The organism is Planctobacterium sp. AWH2_060 (assembly GCF_056158425.1).
The window spans coordinates 3175652-3196370 of the sequence record NZ_JBSWTG010000001.1 but is presented as its reverse complement, the minus strand read 5'-3'; the positions used below and the strand labels follow the sequence as shown (position 1 = coordinate 3196370).

The window sequence follows — 20719 nt, the reverse complement described above, 5'->3', positions numbered from 1 at the left end:
ATCGCACTATCTGTTGCGGTGTCGGGTAAAAGTCGGGGGGATTTCGTCACTGACAGAGGTACTATGAGGGGATATTAATCATTATCGAAACATCCAATGCAAAGCAAAATACTAAAAGAACTGCGATTTTGTCGACATCTGTCGCAAGAGCAGCTGGCTGAAATGTCTGGTTTAAATGTGCGTACTATTCAGCGCATCGAAAGTGGTCACAATGCTAGCCTGGAGTCTATGAAGTGTTTAGCGGCCGCTCTGGATGTGGATATCGCAACCCTGCAACAGGAGTCTTTGATAATGAATAAACATGATGAAAACTGGCAAAACTTGCCTCTGTTCTTAAAACTTTGGTTTATCTTTAATTTTTTACAGTTGAAACCCCAGCGCTGTGCGGCTGTCAGAGCGGAATGGTGGTGTCACCTTAGCGGTTTTCTGTTCTGCGCTATCGGCCTTTTCTCGGAAGCCGCTTTAGTGGGTGGCCTGATTATGCTGGCCGGGGCGTATTTGTTCACCCTGTTAAAATGGCAGGGAGATCGCTATGGTATTTGGTACGACAAAGTAAAGTCGCCCAGTAATGCAATTTGACGCTTAATCATTACCTATTTTGTGCAAATAAAATCGGCCGGCAGGTAAAGGGCTTTCAGAAGCGTTATAAAAATAGCCTTCCAGCAAACCTCTGGCTGATTTGTGTAAAATTCAAACATGAGATCCATTCAAACTTTGTTGATTTACCAGTCATTGTAGTGTTCGAAGTCCGGTCAAATCAGGCCCATTCGCGAGATAAGGCTAAAGTGCAGATAAAACCCGAGGATTGGCAACAAGGATGTTGCCAGAGTCGATGCAAGTACAGGGATGTGCTTTCATTGACGGTCTTCTGGTTCTGCACTTGAGGCTTATGTTTTCTCGCGCCATGGGCAAAGGGGGGTTTTAGGGGAGCGCCCCTAAGAAAAATCTGACAAGAGCAACGAACTGTCCATTTGATACAGCTGTAAAATACCGTCCCCATTGTATGACTTGCCGATTTTTCCCCTTGCAAAACCGACATTAGCTATATCCCTGATACCTCTCATCGTTGTTTTAACTGATGTCGCATTTTAATGCGCGTAAAAGGAGTTTAGGTTCAGCACTCCGAACAAATTGCGGCGTAATCGAATCTGTTATGCTATAGCTCTAAATGAAAATTAATTTGTTTCTGGACACTATGGTCATTAAACGAGCATTTATGTTCTTATCCTGGGTCGCTTAGGAATCAGATTTGAGGTATTAAATATTGGAGAACAAATCGTTTTTAACTGAAGTTTGTGACCTTGATGTTTCCTCAGGTATGGCATCAGGACTAAGCTGCATGGCTTGCCACCACTGCTCTGAGGCCTTAACTTCGCCCTTGTCATCCATTGTTGGTATGGGCAGGTTTTTGGCTTTGGCCTGAGCGTAAAGGGCTGGGTGACAGCCTTCAAATAAGAGGGCGTTGAGATCTTCGTCTGAGATACTGACTTTATCGTACAAACCGGTTTTTTGTCGCTGCTGTTGCGCTTCGTATAAAATCAGTGCCGATGCCACCGAAACATTCAGTGATTGCACCATACCCATCATGGGAATAATGATTTCCTGATCGGCCAATGCGATGGCCTCTTCGCTGGCGCCGTACTTTTCCTGACCCATCACTATGGCGGTGGGGCGTGTATAGTCAATTTCTCTGAAATCGACAGATTTTTGCGACAGGTTGGTGACTAACACCTGCATGCTTTGCTGTTTAAAGTGCTGGTGGGCGGCGTCGATGCTTTGGTGTTTCAGATGCTTTATCCAGCGTTGGGTACCCATGGCGGTTCCCTTTCTGAAATAGGTGTGCTCGTTCCAGACAATACTGACTTCGTGAATGCCTACTGCGTCGCAGGTTCGCAGAATCGCTGAGACATTTTGAGGCTTGTGGACATGCTCCAGACACACGGTCAAATCCGTCTGGCGTTTTTGCAGCACGGATTTGATGCGTTGGAATCTTTCCTGAATCACGAAACGAACTGGCTTAGTCTACCAGCTCCAATACGCCGTCAATTTCAATTTGAGAACCCTTGGGAAGTCCTGCCACTTCTATAGCGGCACGTGCCGGGTAAGGTTGCTCAAAGTGTTGACTCATAATTTCATTTACGATGGCGAACTTGCTCAGATCAGTCAGGAAAATGTTTACCTTTGCCATTTGCTGTAGAGAGCCACCGGCGGCTTCGCAAACTGCGGTGAGGTTTTTAAATACCTGCTGTGCCTGCTCTGCAAAGTCGTCGGAAACCATTTCCATAGTTTCAGGTACAAGCGGGATTTGGCCAGACAAATAAACCGTGGTTCCCACTTTAACTGCCTGACTGTATGTGCCAATCGCCCTTGGGGCGTTTTCAGTATGAATAATCTCTCTGGACATGAACTGTGTTCTCTTAAGTTGTGCTTTTGGTTTTACTGTGACGCGACACCGACTGGACTTCCGGCATGTTGCGAATTCTGCGCAATACATTCGCCAGATGTACCCGATTGCGACAAGTCAGCTCTAAGTCGATGTAATAGATATTACTTTCTTTTTCTTCAGTCTGTAGGCTGATGATATTGGAATCTGCCGACGATACTGTATTGGTGAGAGTCGCAAGGGTGCCCTGACGATTTATCAGCTCTATGCGCACAGCAGCCTTAAACTCACCACTGGTGTGTTCTTCCCATTGCATGGGTAATACTCGCTGCGGCTCTTCTTTGCGCAATTTACGGATATTGCGACAACCAATCTGATGGATCAGTATGCCTTTGCCCGGACTGAGTACCGCTAAAATTTCGTCTCCCGGGATGGGATGACAACAGGGAGAGTAACTGACTAACAAGCCCTCTGTACCTTTGATAGCGATATTTTTGTTTTTATCATTGAGCATATCGCTGTCCTGAGAGTCGCCAATCAGTCGGCGGGCGATAATCGCGCTCAATTCGTTGCCCAGGCCTATATCTTCCAGCAACGAGGTAAAGTTGTCGTGTTGGGTTTCCTGCACCACCCGAATTTTGTCTTCTTCGGGAATGTCATCCAGCTTGATTTTACCCAGCGCATGGCGCAATAGCCGGTTGCCCATCTGAATGGCTTCTTCGGCGTGTTGCCGCTTCAGATATTGGCGAATTTGAGTACGGGCCTTGGCGGTAACGACAAAGTTAAGCCAGTTGGCATTGGGGTTGGCCCTGGGCGAGGTGATGATCTCGATAGTCTGACCGTTCATCAGCGGTTTATTCAGCGAATAGGTTTTGCGGTCTACCCGCACACCAACACAGGAGTTACCTACATCGGTATGCACTGCATAGGCAAAATCCACCGCAGTAGCCTGCATGGGTAACTCGATGATGCGCCCGTCCGGCGTAAATACGTAGATTTCGTCCGGGAATAAATCGGCTTTGACGTTTTCGATAAACTCAAAAGAACTGCTGGCGCTTTGCTGTAATTCCAGTAGTGATTGCATCCACTTTCTGGCACGAGCCTGAGCGGTACTTTTGGTGGCTTTGCCCTGATCTTTGTACATCCAGTGTGCTGCCACACCTTTGTCGGCCATTTCATCCATATCGCGGGTACGGATCTGAATTTCCACCGGAATACCGTGGGGGCCAATCAGTGAGGTATGCAATGACTGGTAACCATTGGTACGGGGAATGGCCACATAATCTTTAAAACGGTTTTCGATTGGCTTGTACAAGCCATGCATACTGCCTAAAACCCGATAACAATCATCAACCGTATTGACGATTACCCGAAAGGCGTAGATGTCCATGATCTGGTTAAACATCAGTTCTTTATTCTTCATCTTGCGATAGATGGAATAAAGGTGTTTTTCCCGTCCGCTCACTTCCGCTGGAATTTGTTTTTCTTCGAGGCGACTGATGATTTCCTGACGGGTATTCTCAATGATTTCGCGACGGTTGCCTCTGGCCTGTTTAACCGCAGACTTCAATGCCCGATGGCGCATGGGGTACATGGCCTGAAAACCCAAATCTTCCAGTTCATTTTTAATTTCGTGGATACCCAGGCGATTGGCAATGGGCACGTAGATTTCCAGGGTTTCTCTGGCGATACGACGGCGCTTATCAGGGCGCAAGGCTCCGAGTGTGCGCATATTATGAGTACGGTCTGCCAGCTTAATCAGGATGATGCGGATATCTTCCACCATCGCCATCATCATTTTGCGGAAATTTTCTGCCTGGGCTTCTTCTTTGCTGCTGAATTTAAACTTATCCAGCTTGGAAACCCCTTCTACCAGTTCGGCAACGGTTTCACCAAATTGTTTGGTCAGGCTTTGTTTGTCGTGATGGGTGTCTTCAATGACATCGTGGAGCAATGCGCCCATCAGGGTTTCGTGATCCATGCGCATATCGGCCAGAATGCCGGTCACCGCTACGGGATGGGTAATATACGGATCGCCGCTGGAGCGCTGTTGCCCGTCGTGAGCGTCGCGTGCAGCAATATAAGCCTGCTCTACCAGTTCAACCTCTTCGGGCGGTAGATAATTGGCGATTTTAAGTTTTAGTCCCTCGAATAAGTACAACTGAGCGCGGTCTTTTAGTAAAACATAGTGACAGAATACGAGGATTTTAGCAGGATGCAAAGCCTAAATGCTGAAGCTGCTCAGCATTTAGGCAAAGTTGGATGATCGCTTATGGCTGATCGGCAAGAATGCTGGCTACAGATGCAAATTCTGCTTGCTCTGCTTCTTGTTGTTCCTGGATATCAGCCTGATCCATGCTCTCAGAATTGATCAAACCTTTTTCAATTTCGCGTAATGCAAGAACGGTAGGTTTGTCATTGCTGGCGGGTACCAGTGGCTCTTTACCTTCAGTTGCCAATTGACGCGCACGACGTGCCGCAACTAAAACCAGGTCAAAGCGACTGCCTACTTTATCTACTGCATCTTCTACAGTTACACGTGCCATCTGTTTCTCCGAGTCGGGTTACCGTATTGTTATACGGAAATAATGAATACTTGGTTTTTCAAAATCAAGCTATGCAAGCGCTGCTTTTGAAAAAGGTTGCGTAGTTTACTGGCTTGGCGGGCGTTTGCCAAGCATAAAGCTCAATTGTTAAGCACTTTTTATTGTGCTTCATCCAATAGCGAAGAGAATAACGTCTGATAACGCAGTACCTGTTTCTCTTTGCGCAAACGATTGGCACAGACTATGGCTTCCAGTTCTGCCAATGCGGTATCAAAATCATCATTTATTATGATGTAATCAAACTCGTGGTAATGAGAGATTTCCGATACCGCCTGAGCCATGCGTTTTTCAATCACTTCATCGGAATCTTGGCCTCTGGCTTTAAGGCGCTTGCGCAACTCTTCTCTGGAAGGAGGTGCGATAAAAATAGTTTTGGTGTCAGGTAGCAGTGCTTTTACCTGACGGGCACCTTGCCACTCAATGTCCAGAAACACGTCTACACCATGTTGCAGGGTTTCGGTGATATTGCGTTTAGCCGTGCCATAATAGTTGTCAAAGGCTTGTGCCCATTCGAAAAAGGCTTCTTCTTTGATCAGTTGCTGAAAGGTTTCTTTGCTGACAAAGTGATAGTGTTTGCCATCTATTTCACCTGGTCTTGGATTTCGGGTGGTATGGGAAACCGAAACCTGAGCCGGGTGCTCTTTATCGGCGTGATTTTCTAAAAAGGCCTTGATCAAACTTGATTTGCCAGCACCTGAAGGGGCCGCAACAATATATAAATTTCCGGGTGTATTGGACATATCTCGTCTTTTCTTAAAAAATTCGGGTTTCGGACTGGTCACTGGCGCGCAATCTTAGCATAATTTGCTTCTTAGTTGTGCCGGGCTCGGATAAGCTATGAGCTGACCAATGCGCATCAAACAAAATTTAATAATAACAATAAAGTATAAAAAAGCAGAATAATCTTGCCAGGAACACCTTAAAGGAAACACTATGTCCAATGAATTATTACCTTACGTTGAGGTTAACCCTTCAAAAACTGCAGAAGCCGTGGTCATTTGGCTGCATGGGTTAGGTGACTCGGGCAATGGCTTTGCTCCCATCGTACCTCAACTTGGGTTGCCTGATGAATTGGCGGTGCGTTTTGTGTTTCCACATGCTCCGGTTATTCCAGTCACTATCAACAACGGCATGGAAATGCGCGCCTGGTATGACATCAAAACCTTATCTTTTGAAGACCGCGCTGATATGGCGGGAGTTGAACGTTCTGCGGCACAAGTTGAACAGCTTTTGGAAAGAGAGATTGCCAATGGTATTGCACCGGAACGCATTGTCCTGGCGGGTTTTTCTCAAGGTGGCGTCATTGCTTATTATTTGGCGCTACGCCTAAAGCAGAAACTCGCCGGGGTTTTAACCCTGTCAACCTATATGTGTGATGCTGATCAAACCCGCGAAGACTGGCAGGATAGCAACAAAGATACGCCGTTTTTTGCCTCTCATGGTGCTTATGATGAGATGGTGCCAATCGCGTTGGGGAAATCGGCTTACATGAATCTTAAAGAGGCTGGCTTTGTTGCCCGTTGGGAGCAGTATCCCATGCAGCACAATGTCCATATGCAACAACTGCAAGATATCGCAATCTGGTTGCAAGACGTGCTGCGTTAATCTTCAATTTTGCTGCTTACTTTAAATGCTAAGAACATTGATACATCACAGGGCCTGTTTTCTGCTGATGTACCAGGTTGTCAAAATTACCAGCTACACTGAGATGTAAAATTAATAGAGTTTCCCGGTCATTAACATTTTTACCCTGGAAACAATGCCTCGGTATAGCAGCAATGGGGAGCTGGCTAATTTTTTCAGCGGGGTGGCTGGCCAACGAAATAGAGCAAATCGTCGTACAAATCTTTTTGGGTTATCAGCATCGGATATAAATTGGTAAAACTTGCGTTGAAATTCAGGGTTAGCGGAAAACGCATTTGGGATGTTGAACTGGTTTTCCAAAAAATAGCTAAACTGGGCTACAACCTCATGCCATTCAGATTGTGCTTTTAATGTGTTAATCAATTTTGGCGGCAAACGATCGGCTTCGGCCTGTTTCATTATGCGCAATAGGTCGACTACTTTCATCATGCGAATGAGTCCTGTATCCAGAACAGGTGAAGCCATAAGCGTACATTGGACGAAACTTTGGATCATGCGATGTTCGGTACTTAAAATACCAAACTCAAGCGTTCCAGAATCTACAATACTACCGTCAAACACGTCTTCAGCTAACGTTGTTTTTCGCCTAAAGTATTGAATGCCGTTTTCACATTCTTGATTTGATAGCAATTTTTTTAGGCTCGGCCTGATCACATGCTTATGCAACTCTACAGTGGATATGCGTTGGCGATGAAAAAATGGTGAATAGTGGTGTGATTCGTTCCATAACTCATGATCTTGTTTGTTGATGTAACCGATTTCATTGAGAATGGCTATGGCTTTTTGTTGTTGTCGAGTATCTGGCACCCATAAATCAATGTCGTTCATTATTCGTGTGTTTTCTGTCCAATCATCTAGATGCAACAGGGCGGCACCTTTTAGCCAAATGGGTTTGATATTTTGTGCATTGAATGCCAAGGTGATTTCATCGCATTGCTGCCTAACCAATTGATTGCGCTGCACTAAATAGTCGTATACTCCCACTAACAACGTTTGAATTTGCAATGGGGCTTGTTCTAAAAGTTCATGTTTGACAACCCCTTGATAAAGTTCCGGTAACACGTGCGTTAAATCAGCGATTGCAATTAAACGATCCCAGTCAAGATGATTAAAATTCACCTCTTGTTTTTCTGTGAATGGATTTATTAAGTCACAAAGCGTTTTTACCGCCGATTCCCAGTGCAATTGATTATTCTGCGGAAAAAACATTACAAAATACCCTCCAGCAATGGTTGTGCTTCGTTGTAATCATCAAAGATCAACTCATATGAGGGGGTCGATTCAAGCCAGTTGAGCCAAGTACGCAAGTTGTGAGTTTTATCTTCAACGTCGTGCATGAATGAAACGCCAGACAACAAAAATTTCGAGACAGTTTCTCGAACACTTAGTTTGCGAAGTTGTGCGTTTGACTTTTGCTTGTATTTTGGCACCACAATGGCTGATATTCGACCGGTTTGCCAATGATTAGAGGAACAACTATTTACGGGTAAGAATTTCGCTTTTTTGCCAGCGTAGTCTGTTATTTTTATTTGTTTGAGCTCAGGATAGCTCTGTTTCAATATGGGCCAGGAGCCGGGCTTTACGCCAATTGCTGTTGTGAAAGGTAATATTTGCCAATAATTCGCCTCTGTTTGCCTCAAAGCAACAACGTCATCACCGTAATACTGCCAACCATCTGCAACGAGTGAAGCTGTCAGCGTACTTTTACCGGCACCCGATTGGGCAGGGAGAAGGATCTGACTACCGTGTTTGCCGATCCCCGCAGCATGGGCAGACAGTATCATGCCATTTTTTCCATAGCTATAACGCAACAATTCCGTAGCTAAAGTCGACAAGGCATAACTTTCATCAACGATATTGTACGTGTATTGCGCTGTAGAAATGATTGCCTGATGTGCTTCAACACAAAAATCAATGCTCAATGAAGGCGTTTTAAGTACAGGGGCAGCGACGCCCTTAAGTATTGCCTGTAATCTGGGAATCGCTTGAGGACATAAAGTTTTTCCCGACGCTTGGTAGAAGTTGACTTGAATGTAATCTAAGCCATTTAGACAGATTATTGTACTGCCTCTGTGTTGGGCTTTAGTTTTGCTTGGTATGGTTCTACCGGGCTCGCGTTTTACGTTTCTAAGTGGCCAGGATGAAGTCAGCGATTCGCCTTTGCAATCATTGATTTCATATTTATTATTTGCGCAGAGTCTAATCCAGTCCCTGTCACGCCAAGCGCCCAAAATGCCGTCAATATGTGACGAATCGAGTGATAGTTTTGGCAATAGTTGGTTTGCTTCATGCAATAAGTTTGTTATGTCAGTTCCATTTTCCGCAAGCAGTAAAAACAGTACAGCGGCTGATTGATTCAATAATTCGCAGATGTTTAGACCTTTGTCATAGACTAACAAATGTCCATCAACTAACAATGCCTCAAAGCGATTTGAAGATAAAACGTGCTCATGCATGAATTTTAACTGGAATTCTGAACAGGACTGTATCCGTTAACAAGAAAAACTGCATGCTTTCGCTTCCATTGAAACAAGTGCAATGCTGACGGGTACCATAGCTGCTGAATTCCCCAATTTTTTGAGCAACTCTCTGCGTCCATCTTGGAGTTGTTTTACAGCGTCCTGTTTTACAGGCGACAATGTTTTCGAGTCACTTGGTGTACTCTTCAATGTTGGTCTTTTATGAGATTTGGTTTCGTTTTCCATGCACTTTTTAAGTTGGTTTTAGGTTTAGATTCTCATAAATGGAACTCACATCCAAGGCTTTTTACTGGCATGGATTACGGTTGCCCAATTTGTTTTTTTAAGCCAGGATATTTGAACTGTATTCATGGTATCAATAAAAACAACCGGCGATGACAGCCGGTCGATGTCTCGTTTGATGCTAAGGCTTAGTGTCTGAAGTGGCGCATACCGGTAAACACCATGGCGATACCGTGTTCGTCTGCTGCGGCAATGACTTCCTCGTCACGCATAGAACCACCTGGTTGAATTACCGCTTTAATGCCTGCTTCGGCAGCAGCATCAATACCATCACGGAACGGGAAGAAGGCGTCAGAAGCCATTACTGAACCGGCCACTTGCAGATTCTCATCGGCTGCTTTAATTCCGGCTATCTTGGCAGAATAAACCCGGCTCATCTGGCCTGCACCCACACCAATGGTCATTTTGTCTTTGCAGTAAACGATAGCATTGGATTTTACGTATTTAGCAACTTTCCAGGCAAACAACAAATCATCCAATTGCTCTTCGGTTGGTTGTACCTTGGATACGACTTGCAGATCGTCTTTTTCCACCATGCCAAAATCCCGCTCCTGCACTAATAATCCACCGTTAACACGCTTGATGTCATGCTCGTCGGTTAGCTGTCCTTGCCATTCACCGCATTCCAGAACCCGTACGTTCTGCTTGGCGGCCAACACCGCTTTGGCATCATCAGATACGGCGGGAGCAATGATCACTTCCACAAACTGACGGTCGATAATGGCCTGAGCAGTGTCTTTGTCCAGAGTTTTGTTAAAGGCAATAATGCCACCAAAGGCTGAAGTGGGGTCGGTTTTAAAAGCGCGGTCATAGGCTTCTAAAATGTTGTCACCCAGGGCCACACCACATGGATTAGCGTGTTTCACGATCACACAAGCTGGTTGCTCGAACTCTTTAACACATTCCAGTGCGGCATCGGTATCGGCAATGTTGTTGTAAGACAGCTCTTTGCCCTGCAACTGCTGCGCTGTGGCAACAGACGCTTCCTGAATGTTTGTTTCAACATAGAAAGCTGCTTCCTGATGGCTGTTTTCACCGTAACGCAGATCCTGCTTTTTAATGAACTGCTGATTGTAAGTACGTGGAAATTGCGTGGTGCTGTCTTCACCGTATACCGCAGTGCCAAAATAGTTAGCAATCATGCCGTCGTATTGCGCTGTGTGCTCAAAAGCTGCAATAGCTAAATCAAAACGGGTGTTGTAACTGAGGGAACCCTGATTGTTGTCCATTTCCGCAATGATGTCGTTGTATCTGGCCGCATTGACCACAATGGCAACATCCTTATGGTTTTTAGCTGCTGCACGCACCATAGTCGGACCACCGATATCGATATTCTCAATGGCATCTTCTAATGTGCAATCGTCGTTTGCTACAGTTTGAGCAAAGGGATACAGATTCACTACAACCATATCAATCGCATCGATACCGTGCTCAGCCATGACTGCTTCGTCTTGTCCACGGCGACCCAGGATTCCGCCGTGTACTTTAGGGTGCAGGGTTTTAACCCGTCCAGCCATGATTTCCGGATGGCCGGTGTATTCTGATACTTCGGTGACCTGCAGGCCATTTTCAGCGAGCAATTTAGCAGTACCGCCAGTGGACAGGATGGCGACATCACGCTCAGCCAGTGCTTTGGCAAATTCTACGATTCCGGTTTTGTCTGAAACGCTTAACAGGGCGCGACGAATAGGTTTAGGTGTTTCCATTTAAACAGCTACCTTAATGACTCAGTTGGTTTTGACTAAATAGTCAGGAATAGTGGAGGAAAAACTAAAAGAGCACCCTAAGGTGCTCTTTTCAATAGTATAGTCAATTCGGCTTAGTTCATGCCGTATTGCTTTAATTTTTTGCGCAGAGTACCACGGTTGATACCCATCATAAGTGCTGCACGAGTCTGGTTACCACGAGTGTAAGTCATGATCTCTTCCAACAAAGGCGCTTCAACTTCAGCCAATACCAAATCGTACAAGTTGTCGATGTCAGTGTTGTCTAATTGCTTAAGATATTTATTAACAGCCTGTTTTACAGAATCACGCAGAGGCTTTTGAGCCTGTGTTTGAGAAGGCGTAGTTACTGTAGTTGTGAATGGAGATGTAACGTTTTGATCGAACATATACCGTCTTGCTCTTTTCCTGGTTAGTTTATGCTGCCGCTGAATCAGTTGAAGTGTTGTTAACTTCGTTCTGTTCAATCGTCAGCTCTTCAAAAAATGCCTGCAACGCCTCAATCTGATGCTGTGCATCATCGATGGCATTGAAAGCCCGGCGGAATGATTTGGAATCATGCTCCGCTAAATACCAACCCACATGTTTGCGGGCAATTCTTGCTCCCATCAGTTCACCATAAAACTGGTGAACGTTCTGAATGTGCTCAATCAGCACATCCCTTACTTCGGACAGCGCAGGCGCGGGAAGTTGAGTGCCTGTAGTCAGGTAATGATTAATGGCGTTGAAAATCCAGGGATTGCCCTGAGCTCCTCGCCCAATCATTACGCCGTCTGCCCCGGTGTAATCCAGAACATATTTGGCTTTTTCCGGCGTGGTAATATCACCGTTAGCCACTACTGGGATGGATATTTCCTGCTTTACTGCCTTGATGGTGTCGTATTCTGCTTCACCTTTGTACATACAGGCCTTGGTGCGACCATGTACCGCCAGTGACTGAATGCCATTGCGCTCAGCAATTTTGGCGATTTCTACAGCATTACGATTTTCGGTATTCCAACCGGTGCGAATTTTTAATGTCACCGGCACTGACACAGCAGCGACAACGGCACTAATAATTTCTTCCACCAGTGTGGGGTATTGCAGTAAAGCGGACCCCGCCAGCTTTTTATTCACTTTTTTTGCCGGACACCCCATATTGATATCAATAATCTGGGCGCCGTTCTGCACGTTAAACTGTGCAGCCTGAGCCATCAGGTGAGGTTCCGAGCCTGCGATCTGAACGGATCGTATGCCGGTTTCACCGTCGTGGTTCATGCGTTGTTGAGACTTTTGAGATTTCCACACGTCAGGGTTACTGGATAACATTTCTGAAACCACTAACCCGGCCCCCAGACGATGACAAAGCTGTCTGAAGGGGCGGTCAGTTACGCCAGCCATCGGGGCAAGCAACACATTACTAGCGAGTTTAAATTGTGCTATTTGCATTACCGACTCTTGTACAAAACTGTGTAAAAAATACCCAAGTCCTCAAAAGGGCGCTAAGTGTACGGACTTTTTTCTCGTTTGAAAAGGCTAGATTTTAAACAAATTGTACTTTTTTTTGACGTCAAGCGGGTTGACAGCGCTTTTTATCGTTTTTTGCCACTTAATCTTGACCATTCGTCCAGGAACTGCGGTTCATCCATGTCAAAAAATTCGCTGTAGAGTGTGTTGAGTTCCGCAGCTTGGCTTTCCAAAATACCGGATAAAACCAGCTGACCACCAGATTTACATTGGCCGCTAATTAATTCCCGCAACTCCCGCAAAGGCCCAGCTAATATATTAGCCAGCACCAGATCAACCGGTTCATCAGGTTGGTCTTCAGGCAAATAAAGCTCAAAATCTTGCTCGCATTGGTTGCGTCTGGCGTTTTCTTGAGTGGCTTGCAGCGCCTGGGGATCGATATCCACCCCGATAACGCGCTTAGCCCCTAATTTAATAGCGGCGATGCCTAAGATGCCGGAGCCGCAGCCAAAATCCAGCACGGTTTTATCAGACAGATCTTGTTTATCCAGCCATTGCAGACATAAAGAGGTGGTGGGGTGAGTACCGGTACCAAAGGCAAGGCCGGGATCCAGCATAATGTTAACGGCATTGGGATCGGGAATGTCACACCAACTGGGGCAGATCCACAACTTGTCACCAAATTGCATCGGCTTGAAGTTATCCATCCACTCTCTTTCCCAGTCTTTGTCTTCCAACTGGTCTAGTTTGTAACTGAATTCTTCACCCAGCACTTTGCTCTGGGTCATTCTCTGAATTACCCCTTGCATATCATGGTCTGCTTCGAACAATCCGATAACCGTGGTATTGGGCCAGAGCACCAGTTCGCCGGGCTTGGGTTCAAACAACGGACTGTCTTTGGCATCGGTATAGGTAACTGCCTGCGCGCCGTTGCCAGTCATTAATGAAGAAACCGCCTCGGCATCTTTCTCGGTGACATCAATTTTTAACTGAATCCAGGGCATGAATTCTTGAATCCTTATTTTTCATCTGATTTACTGCCTGTCATTATACAACGAATGATAACGGATAGCCTTTTGTCGAAGCAGAAAAAAGCAAGTGAGCAACAGCACTATGTTGTGGGGTACGGTAGTTTGATGAGCCATGACAGCCGTTTTCGCTATAGCCAGATAGATGCGGACGCGATACCCGTCAAGATTTCCGGCTGGCGACGGGCCTGGAATATGTGCTGTCCGGACAAAAGTTATACCTGTGTGGGCGTATTGCCGGGTTCCGATGCGCAGCAAGTGAATGGCATGTTGGTACCTGTGGCGGAAATTACCCCAGAGTTAAGACAGCGGGAACAAAGTTATCACTTTGTGCAGGTAGACAATGCAAACCTGCAACTTCATGGAGCTGCCGGGCATATGGATATAGCGGAGAGTCTGGTGGATGCAGTTATCTGGATTTGTCAGGTGAGTGCTCCGGCCGCTGCCAGCCAGTCCCATCCCATTTATCAAACCTATGTGGATACCTGTTTATCCGGTTGTCTGGAGCATGTCGATGAGGACTTTGCGCTAGAGTTCATTGAAAAGACCTATGGCTGGGAGGCACATTGGATAAACGATCGTCATAAACCGCGTTATCCTCGTTTGGCCAATATTGATAATACAATGCAGCGTCGCATTGATGAGTTATTGCAATCTGCCGGAGTTTTAGCATTGCGCAAAGAGGAACTATGAGCCCATACATGAGTTTTGACACCAGTCGTCTGCAGATCAGGCCCTTAACCCTTGAGGATGCGCCGGGCATTCTGGCGTTGAATCTGGATCCAGACTGGCAAAAATATATTGGTGATCGTGGGGTGTTCGATCTGGTTAGTGCCAAAGCCTATATTAAAAACGGTCCGCAACGTATGTACCGGGAGTTTGGTTTTGGGGTATTGGCGGTACGCGACAGCCTCAGCGGTGAATTTGTCGGTACTTGTGGCTTGCTGAAACGAGACAATCTGGATTCTCCCGATATCGGCTTCGCCTTCTTGCCCATCGCTCGTGGTAAAGGGTATGCTTTTGAGGCCTGTGAGGGTTTATTACTAAACGTCCGGCAACAAGCGCAATGGCCTTATATTGATGCCCTGGTAACGCCAGAAAATGCGGCCTCTATCGCGCTGCTGAAAAAATTGGGTTTTAGTTATTTAAAAAAACTGCCGTACTTTGACCCAAATAAAGACACCGATCTGTATCGGCTCACGTTATAATCCCGTCATTTACCTAAAGCGAATTTTATCATGCAACAATGCTTATCTGCCGTTAGTATCATAGTTTCAGATTACGATGAAGCGATTGACTTTTACTGCCAAAAATTAAACTTTGAACTGCTTGAGGATATTGACCAGGGTCGTAAACGCTGGGTCACAGTGCGTCCAAAAGGCGCCAAAGAAACCCAAATTGTGCTGGCTCAACCCGGCAATGAAGCGCAACAGGCGCTGGTGGGTAAACAGGGGGCTGATCGGGTCTGGTTGTTTTTGCAAACTGATGACTTTTATCGGGATCATGCTGCCATGCTGGATAAAGGCGTGAACTTTTTAGAAAGCCCTCGGGAAGAACCCTACGGCATAGTGGCTGTCTTTGAAGATTGCTTTGGTAACAAATGGGATTTGATTCAGAAGCGTTAATTTCCAGTAACGAGCACCGGCAGCACGCAGGTAAAGGTGGTGCCTTGCTCAGCAGAACTACTATAACTAATTTCCCCATCGTGGTTCATCACAATTTGCTTCACTATGCTTAACCCCAGACCAAGGCCACGGCCCACCTTTTTGGTGCTATAAAATGGCTCGTAGACTTTTTCTCCCACCTCATTCGCAATGGCTTTGCCTTTGTTGTGTACTTCTAATTGCAGTTTGTTATCGGGCGTTATTGCGACATTGATGGTCAGGTGTTTTTCCTCTGTTGAGGTGTTGACGGAAGCATCCTGTAATGCATCAAAACCGTTTTTAACCAACTGCATCAGCAGTATTTCCAGTTGTCCGGAATCCATGATCACCTCAACACTTTCTGGTTTAGTGCAAGGCAGCTGAAACGGGATATCCAGATGGATCCTGACATCATTGACTGCCCGCTTCATAAAAGCACTCAATTCAAACTGGCTTTTTTGGCAATCATGTACCTTGCCATAACAACGGATTAGCTCTGATGCGTGATGCCCTCTTTCCACCATGGCGAGAATTTTATCAAAGGCAGATTTTACCTGTTCTGGTGCGTCCGCTGACATCATCTGGGTGATTTCCACCATGCCCCGAATATTGGCTAGTATGCCGTTAAAGTCATGGCCAATTCCCCGGCAGACTTTTTCGATGGCTTTTTTGCTGGGCGGGAGCTGACTGGGTAGCAGTGGCTGAGCTTGTGACTTTGCTTGCTCGGTTAACAGCGCAATGGCCTGCTGCAACAATTCGGCACTTTGCTCCTGTGGCGCAGTACTGGCCTTAGCGATAAAGCTGCTGATGGGATTATCCTGCATAACAGGGCTCCGTTGACCGAAATTGAAATTGTAGGCTCATGATCCAGATTAGTATTTAAAGGCAAATATGCAAATAGGGAGTATTACCTAAATTCAATATCTTCGCCGTCCCAGGTTAAAAGCTTGGCCTCGGGACGTTTGCGATCGTTACTGAAATCCACCAGGCCAACGGCACTTTTACTCACCAGGGAGCTGCGCTTATTTTTCCGGTTGGGGTATCGGGTGCTGATTTTTAACCGGCGGCGTTTGGTAAACCAGTTTAACGGAGAATGATGGCCGTAAAGCCACTGGTTTAACACATCCAGTTTGCGCAGCAGGCCAACCGGAAACTGATTACAGAAACCACTGGCGGTAATTTGGTGAATACTGGGGCTTATGTCTTTGAAGCGCAACCGGATATCGTAAACAAAAGAATAGTGGACATCCCCGGACAGAATAACAAACTGCTGCGCTGTCTCTGGCTCCTTAAAAATATCCAGCAGAACTTTGGCAGTCCCCTGGTGTGCCATCCAGTTTTCTGCATCTACCGTTAACGCCTGGCCAAAATAGGTGAATACTTTCTGGATGGCTTCGATCACTTTAACCCCGAAAATCGGTGCAGGCGATACAATGACAACCGATTGTTCTCCAGTTACCTGTTGACGCAACTCTCGAAGTCGCTCCCAATCCAACAGACCAGAGGGTTGCTCGGCGTTTTCTTCAGAGCGCCAGCGGTGAGTTCGGGTATCCAGCACCACGATTTTGGGGCTGGTGTGGATCTGATAATGCCAGTCATCCCATTCAAACAACGCCTCGATAACCTTATTGTGTTCCGTGATCCCTGCGCTGGTTATGTGAGGTTCTACTTCCCGCAACAGAAATTCGTATTGTTCCGGATTATTGCCTAACCCCTGACAGAGCATATAGCCAAACAGCGCGTTACCGATGATGCGTTTGGAAAACGGATTGCCATAGGCCAGTTCTTCCCATTCGCGGGTCAGGTTCCAGTCATCGGTGACATCGTGATCGTCAAACATCATGTAAACAGGAATATGAGCCAAAGCCCGGCGTACCTGTGGAAGGGTCTCGATAAACTGTAACAGCGAGTGTTTTTCCTGCTCGAAATTCTGTTGTTCAGAGGCAGGCATTTTACTGCTGTCAAACTGGATATCATGCCAGCAGGTTTCGGACCAGACCATAAAGTACATGGCCATTACTTCAGAAAAGGTGATCAGGTGATTTTTAGCGTTGACCGAGGTGAATATGGGTTTGCGTTTGGCACCGAAAAAGGTTTCCTGTACTTCTTCGTTTTCGTCACTGTGGGGTAACAGTTCAGTGCGTCGATAAAAACAGTCTTCATGCTGCAGTAATTCTTCGTAGTTACTGACTTTGGCACCAGCAAAGCTTTCTGAGAACAGCTCAAAGCGGGCAATAACCTGGTGAATTGCCTGCAAAAACGGACCGGCAACATCGTCGGCGTATACCTGATCGCCGGACATCATTAACAACGCTGCGGGTAATTGCTGTTTGGGCAGGCGCTCCGCTAAATGCTGATCCACTCGCACCAAAGCGTCGCCTTCGTTGTGATGGGGTTTGCGGCAAGAGCCATGCAGCACCTGGCGCAGTTCAGATTGCCAGTAAACTCTGGGTTTACTCAGGCCAGGGTAGCAAATATCGGGCGCGACATCAGCTAGGGTTAACTGTTGCTCCTGAAACTCAAAAATCAGATCGTAATCTATGCCGGTGTCAGGAGAGAGCGGATTGGAAAAATCAATAATGTGATGAATGACAAAAGCTTTGTTGCCTACCTGGTGGCACAACTGCCGCTGTTGATATGCGGGCAGTTGCACTTGTGGTTGAGCATGGTATAGCTCTGCCTGAACCGGGACCTGATGGTCAGTAACATACCAGAGAACCAGTTGCTGACTGTCCAGTTTTCTGACAATCGGACCAGCAATAAGGGTAAATGGAGAAGGAGAGTCAGTCATTAAATCCGATGAGTTTCCGTAATAATTGTGTGTCTTCCTGAACCTGAACCGCGTAGCTCAGGCATGTCTCTAAAATGTCATCCTGCCAGTAGGGTAAATGCTCAACTATGGCTTGTTCAAATCTGGTGGAGCGGCGATCTCCCCGGCTGTGAGCTACCGCCAAAGCCTGAGCGCAACTTTGGGTGTATTGCATCAGGGCGTTGTCGGGTGCGTCTGTTTGCAGGCATATATCCTCAGGATCAATACCCACTTTAGCGTGATGCCGAGAGCGTACTAACCAGTGAGCGCCACGCCATTCTACCTCATCTAACACTAAATCCGGGCGTCTCTGCATCTTGCGTTGACAGCAGACTGTCAGGTGAGCGGGATTCAGTCGATTAACCGGGGATAAGGTTTCAAAATGACTCAATGGTGCTGCCATGCGCTGCTCTTTGACTTCCACAATGTGGCATAGCTTTAAATCTTCCTCGCCCATGTAATCTTTTGGACCCACCAATAGATAATAACGCGCCATATTGATACTGCCGGTACCTGCCCCCAAACGTTCTACTATGTCCAGGATGGTGTCATCAACATAAGGCGAGAACACTTCGCTGAGTTCCCGGTAGAGAGATTCGTCAACGGCGGCAAACTTATCACTATTTTCTTTAAACACAGGTACAAAACCGGTGGAATCGACGGCCTTAGCAATGGAACTCTTAGTGTAAAACTGCTTGCCACCTGCCGCACGTTTTTGTGCTTTTTTATGAAAGCTACGAAGTACGTGCTGCTTATCAAATTTATTGATGACTTTATTGCGCAAGCCTCCATCCTGAAACAGCGCCTGACAATGCAGTACATAAGACTCCAGAAATCCCTGAATTGCCAGAATGGCACCTCCGACACTGGCACAAGCCTGTAACTCCTGTTCGCTGCTATCATCTGAGGAAAATTGTGCAGCGCGGTGCCCTTCACAGTATTGTTGCGCCAACAGGATGCTGACGCAAAACCGCACCAGATCCCAACTGGCGTGACCTAAGCATGCGTCATCAAAATCATTGGGGGAGAATATGACTTTGTCACCATGGGAGCCTTCTTCGGTAAGCATACCAAAGTTAGACAGATGACAATCACCCTGCACCATGGTGATGGGAATGACGCTCTGCATTTCTTCGGGTATAGACAATAATCCGCTGGCGATATCGTCGTAAAACAGCCCGGCTGAACCCCTGAAAAAACGAAACGGGTTGTCCGCCATCTTGAGATGCTTCTCTATGGCAGCGTCTTTGCCTGGGCAGACACCATCTGCCTTTTGCAGCGCAAACAAGATTTGTTCTTTCCGGCTCATGAGCCCTGTTCCTGAAATTGGCCTTTGCCAAACCTTAAACCAAAAGTCTTAAATTTGAAAATAGTGCGAGCGACAAATCGTGAACAAAAGTGAATTTCATCATTTGTAACTTGACCCTGCCGGGCTGGACCTCTATAAAAAGCCACTGACTGGAACCAAAATGCTGCTGGATGTTGCATGTTATTCAAATCTAAAAAATTGCTACCCCTGTTTATGGCACTGCTTCTTGCGGGCTGTCAGGCTAAGAAATCGGAAACTCAGGTAAAACCTCTGGCAACGCCTTTAGTTGTTGAAAGTTATTGGTTACACGAACCAGAGGGCGGCGTGATGCTGGATCCTCAAACTTCGGGGTTAACCGTGTGGCGGGGTGGACGGCTGGTTACCATCGCGGATGGCAGTGCTCATGAATCGCAGGTGTTAAGACTCATTGTATTAGACCCGCAACAATTTCAGGTTGAGCAAAAATATCCAATAATGGTAGCGTCGGACATACTACAAGGCTGCTTTGCGCAATACATGAGTGAACGCCCTGATCTGGAGGCGCTGGTGGTGGATCCTGACGATGATCGGGTTTTTTATACAGTCACAGAAGATGCCTCTCGATATAACCTGAGCCCTGAATGCCAGAATAAGTATCGCGATACCGGCTCAACCGAATACCCAACTTTATTGGTCAGGCTGGAGCTGGATGACAGCGCAGAGCAGGTTATTATGACTCATGTCAGACCTTTGCAATACACCACCGCGATGCAGGTGGGTAATTATCCCAATGATGGCATTGAAGGCATGAGTTTCGGAGCAGGGCGAACCTTATATTTGGGCCTGGAAAAAGATGCCATGTATCAACCTCGTATCTTTTCTGTCGAACTGGACGCTGACTTCTGGAGCAGCGTTGAGTTTGCCCAGGTTAAAGATGAAAAGCTGCAGTTACCGGTTTTTTCTGATTCGGTTCCGCACCCCATTAACGCCCTGACCTATTATCAACAGGGTGGTAAAGGATGGTTGATTGCTGCGGCAAGAAACGACAATGAACTGTGGCTGGTGGATCCTGAAAAACAGCGTGCTACCCGTCGTATTAAATTAAGTTTCTTAGCGCAAACCCGCGATACGCAGCAAGAATGTGCGCCATTTGAAGCAATGCACAATTATTCGATAGAAGGTGTCGCCAGTGGGGATGGAGTTTTATGGCTGGTGAATGACCCCTGGAAAGAAAACTATAAGAAAAATATTAAATGTCAGGCTAACAAGTCGCGCTTCGATGCCATGGCGCCCTTGTTGTCTCAAATTCCATTAGAACAATTGTTTCCCAAAAAGTAGGGATTTAAAGGCCTGCCAATGCAGGCAGGCCTGACTTACGGTCTGAGT

General features: G+C 46.5%; 20 protein-coding genes. 6 read left to right on the top strand and 14 right to left on the bottom strand.

The window, feature by feature from the left end; translation table 11 throughout:
- Positions 1–96: 96 nt before the first annotated feature.
- Positions 97–579: a helix-turn-helix domain-containing protein gene (locus tag ACXAD8_RS13620; protein WP_475229574.1), complete on the top strand. Its 483-nt coding sequence runs from the start codon at positions 97–99 to the stop codon at positions 577–579.
- Positions 580–1257: 678 nt separating this feature from the next.
- Here ACXAD8_RS13620 and trmH read toward each other — a convergent pair.
- From trmH to gmk, 5 genes are all read right to left on the bottom strand, one after another.
- Complete coding sequence (gene trmH / locus ACXAD8_RS13615; RefSeq protein WP_475229572.1) at positions 1258–2004, bottom strand: tRNA (guanosine(18)-2'-O)-methyltransferase TrmH; 747 nt, start codon at positions 2002–2004, stop codon at positions 1258–1260.
- 13 nt (positions 2005–2017) lie between these two features.
- On the bottom strand, positions 2018–2404 hold the full coding sequence (locus ACXAD8_RS13610; RefSeq protein ID WP_475229570.1) for a RidA family protein: 387 nt from the start codon (positions 2402–2404) through the stop codon (positions 2018–2020).
- Positions 2405–2417: 13 nt separating this feature from the next.
- On the bottom strand, positions 2418–4544 hold the full coding sequence (gene spoT / locus ACXAD8_RS13605; protein WP_475229567.1) for a bifunctional GTP diphosphokinase/guanosine-3',5'-bis pyrophosphate 3'-pyrophosphohydrolase: 2127 nt from the start codon (positions 4542–4544) through the stop codon (positions 2418–2420).
- 109 nt (positions 4545–4653) lie between these two features.
- Entirely contained in the window at positions 4654–4929 is a 276-nt protein-coding gene (gene rpoZ / locus ACXAD8_RS13600) for a DNA-directed RNA polymerase subunit omega (protein WP_475229564.1), read from the bottom strand.
- A 158-nt stretch (positions 4930–5087) separates the two neighbouring features.
- The gene (gene gmk / locus ACXAD8_RS13595; RefSeq protein ID WP_475229561.1) at positions 5088–5729 is read right to left on the bottom strand and encodes a guanylate kinase; all 642 of its coding nucleotides are present in this window, start codon (positions 5727–5729) and stop codon (positions 5088–5090) included.
- Between the two features lie 193 nt (positions 5730–5922).
- On the opposite strand from gmk, the gene ACXAD8_RS13590 reads away from it, so the two are divergent.
- On the top strand, positions 5923–6594 hold the full coding sequence (locus ACXAD8_RS13590) for an alpha/beta hydrolase (RefSeq protein ID WP_475229558.1): 672 nt from the start codon (positions 5923–5925) through the stop codon (positions 6592–6594).
- 111 nt (positions 6595–6705) lie between these two features.
- On the opposite strand, the gene ACXAD8_RS13585 is transcribed toward ACXAD8_RS13590, so the two are convergent.
- The 6 genes from ACXAD8_RS13585 to prmA form a co-directional block, all read right to left on the bottom strand.
- On the bottom strand, positions 6706–7842 hold the full coding sequence (locus ACXAD8_RS13585) for a nucleotidyltransferase family protein (protein WP_475229556.1): 1137 nt from the start codon (positions 7840–7842) through the stop codon (positions 6706–6708).
- Complete coding sequence (locus ACXAD8_RS13580) at positions 7842–9050, bottom strand: hypothetical protein (protein ID WP_475229554.1); 1209 nt, start codon at positions 9048–9050, stop codon at positions 7842–7844. The genes ACXAD8_RS13585 and ACXAD8_RS13580 overlap by 1 nt, the downstream gene beginning before the upstream one ends.
- Positions 9051–9523: 473 nt before the next feature.
- Positions 9524–11101, bottom strand: coding sequence for a bifunctional phosphoribosylaminoimidazolecarboxamide formyltransferase/IMP cyclohydrolase (gene purH, locus ACXAD8_RS13575; protein WP_475229551.1), 1578 nt, complete (start codon positions 11099–11101; stop codon positions 9524–9526).
- 113 nt (positions 11102–11214) lie between these two features.
- On the bottom strand, positions 11215–11508 hold the full coding sequence (fis, locus tag ACXAD8_RS13570; protein ID WP_229531026.1) for a DNA-binding transcriptional regulator Fis: 294 nt from the start codon (positions 11506–11508) through the stop codon (positions 11215–11217).
- 28 nt (positions 11509–11536) lie between these two features.
- Positions 11537–12547 carry a tRNA dihydrouridine synthase DusB gene (gene dusB / locus ACXAD8_RS13565; RefSeq protein WP_475229548.1) on the bottom strand — a complete coding sequence of 337 codons (1011 nt, stop codon included), beginning with the start codon at positions 12545–12547 and terminating at the stop codon, positions 11537–11539.
- Positions 12548–12690: 143 nt separating this feature from the next.
- On the bottom strand, positions 12691–13569 hold the full coding sequence (prmA, locus tag ACXAD8_RS13560) for a 50S ribosomal protein L11 methyltransferase (protein WP_475229545.1): 879 nt from the start codon (positions 13567–13569) through the stop codon (positions 12691–12693).
- Positions 13570–13641: 72 nt separating this feature from the next.
- Between prmA and ACXAD8_RS13555 the strand changes: the two genes are divergently transcribed.
- Genes ACXAD8_RS13555 through ACXAD8_RS13545 form a run of 3 tightly spaced genes read left to right on the top strand, consistent with a single transcriptional unit; the run spans position 13642 to position 15218 of the window.
- Positions 13642–14286: a gamma-glutamylcyclotransferase family protein gene (locus ACXAD8_RS13555; RefSeq protein ID WP_475229542.1), complete on the top strand. Its 645-nt coding sequence runs from the start codon at positions 13642–13644 to the stop codon at positions 14284–14286.
- Entirely contained in the window at positions 14283–14801 is a 519-nt protein-coding gene (locus ACXAD8_RS13550; protein ID WP_475229540.1) for a GNAT family N-acetyltransferase, read from the top strand. The genes ACXAD8_RS13555 and ACXAD8_RS13550 overlap by 4 nt, the downstream gene beginning before the upstream one ends.
- Positions 14802–14831: 30 nt before the next feature.
- Complete coding sequence (locus ACXAD8_RS13545; RefSeq protein WP_475229538.1) at positions 14832–15218, top strand: VOC family protein; 387 nt, start codon at positions 14832–14834, stop codon at positions 15216–15218.
- On the opposite strand, the gene ACXAD8_RS13540 is transcribed toward ACXAD8_RS13545, so the two are convergent.
- From ACXAD8_RS13540 to ACXAD8_RS13530, 3 genes are all read right to left on the bottom strand, one after another.
- On the bottom strand, positions 15215–16060 hold the full coding sequence (locus ACXAD8_RS13540) for a sensor histidine kinase (RefSeq protein ID WP_475229535.1): 846 nt from the start codon (positions 16058–16060) through the stop codon (positions 15215–15217). The genes ACXAD8_RS13545 and ACXAD8_RS13540 overlap by 4 nt on opposite strands.
- A gap of 83 nt (positions 16061–16143) precedes the next feature.
- Positions 16144–18027 carry a metallophosphoesterase family protein gene (locus tag ACXAD8_RS13535; protein WP_475229533.1) on the bottom strand — a complete coding sequence of 628 codons (1884 nt, stop codon included), beginning with the start codon at positions 18025–18027 and terminating at the stop codon, positions 16144–16146.
- On the bottom strand, positions 18020–19354 hold the full coding sequence (locus ACXAD8_RS13530) for a DUF2252 family protein (RefSeq protein WP_475229530.1): 1335 nt from the start codon (positions 19352–19354) through the stop codon (positions 18020–18022). Before ACXAD8_RS13530 ends, ACXAD8_RS13535 begins: the two co-directional genes overlap by 8 nt.
- A gap of 177 nt (positions 19355–19531) precedes the next feature.
- Here ACXAD8_RS13530 and ACXAD8_RS13525 point away from each other — a divergent pair, with 177 nt between their 5' ends.
- Positions 19532–20671: a hypothetical protein gene (locus ACXAD8_RS13525; protein WP_475229527.1), complete on the top strand. Its 1140-nt coding sequence runs from the start codon at positions 19532–19534 to the stop codon at positions 20669–20671.
- Positions 20672–20719: the final 48 nt, after the last annotated feature.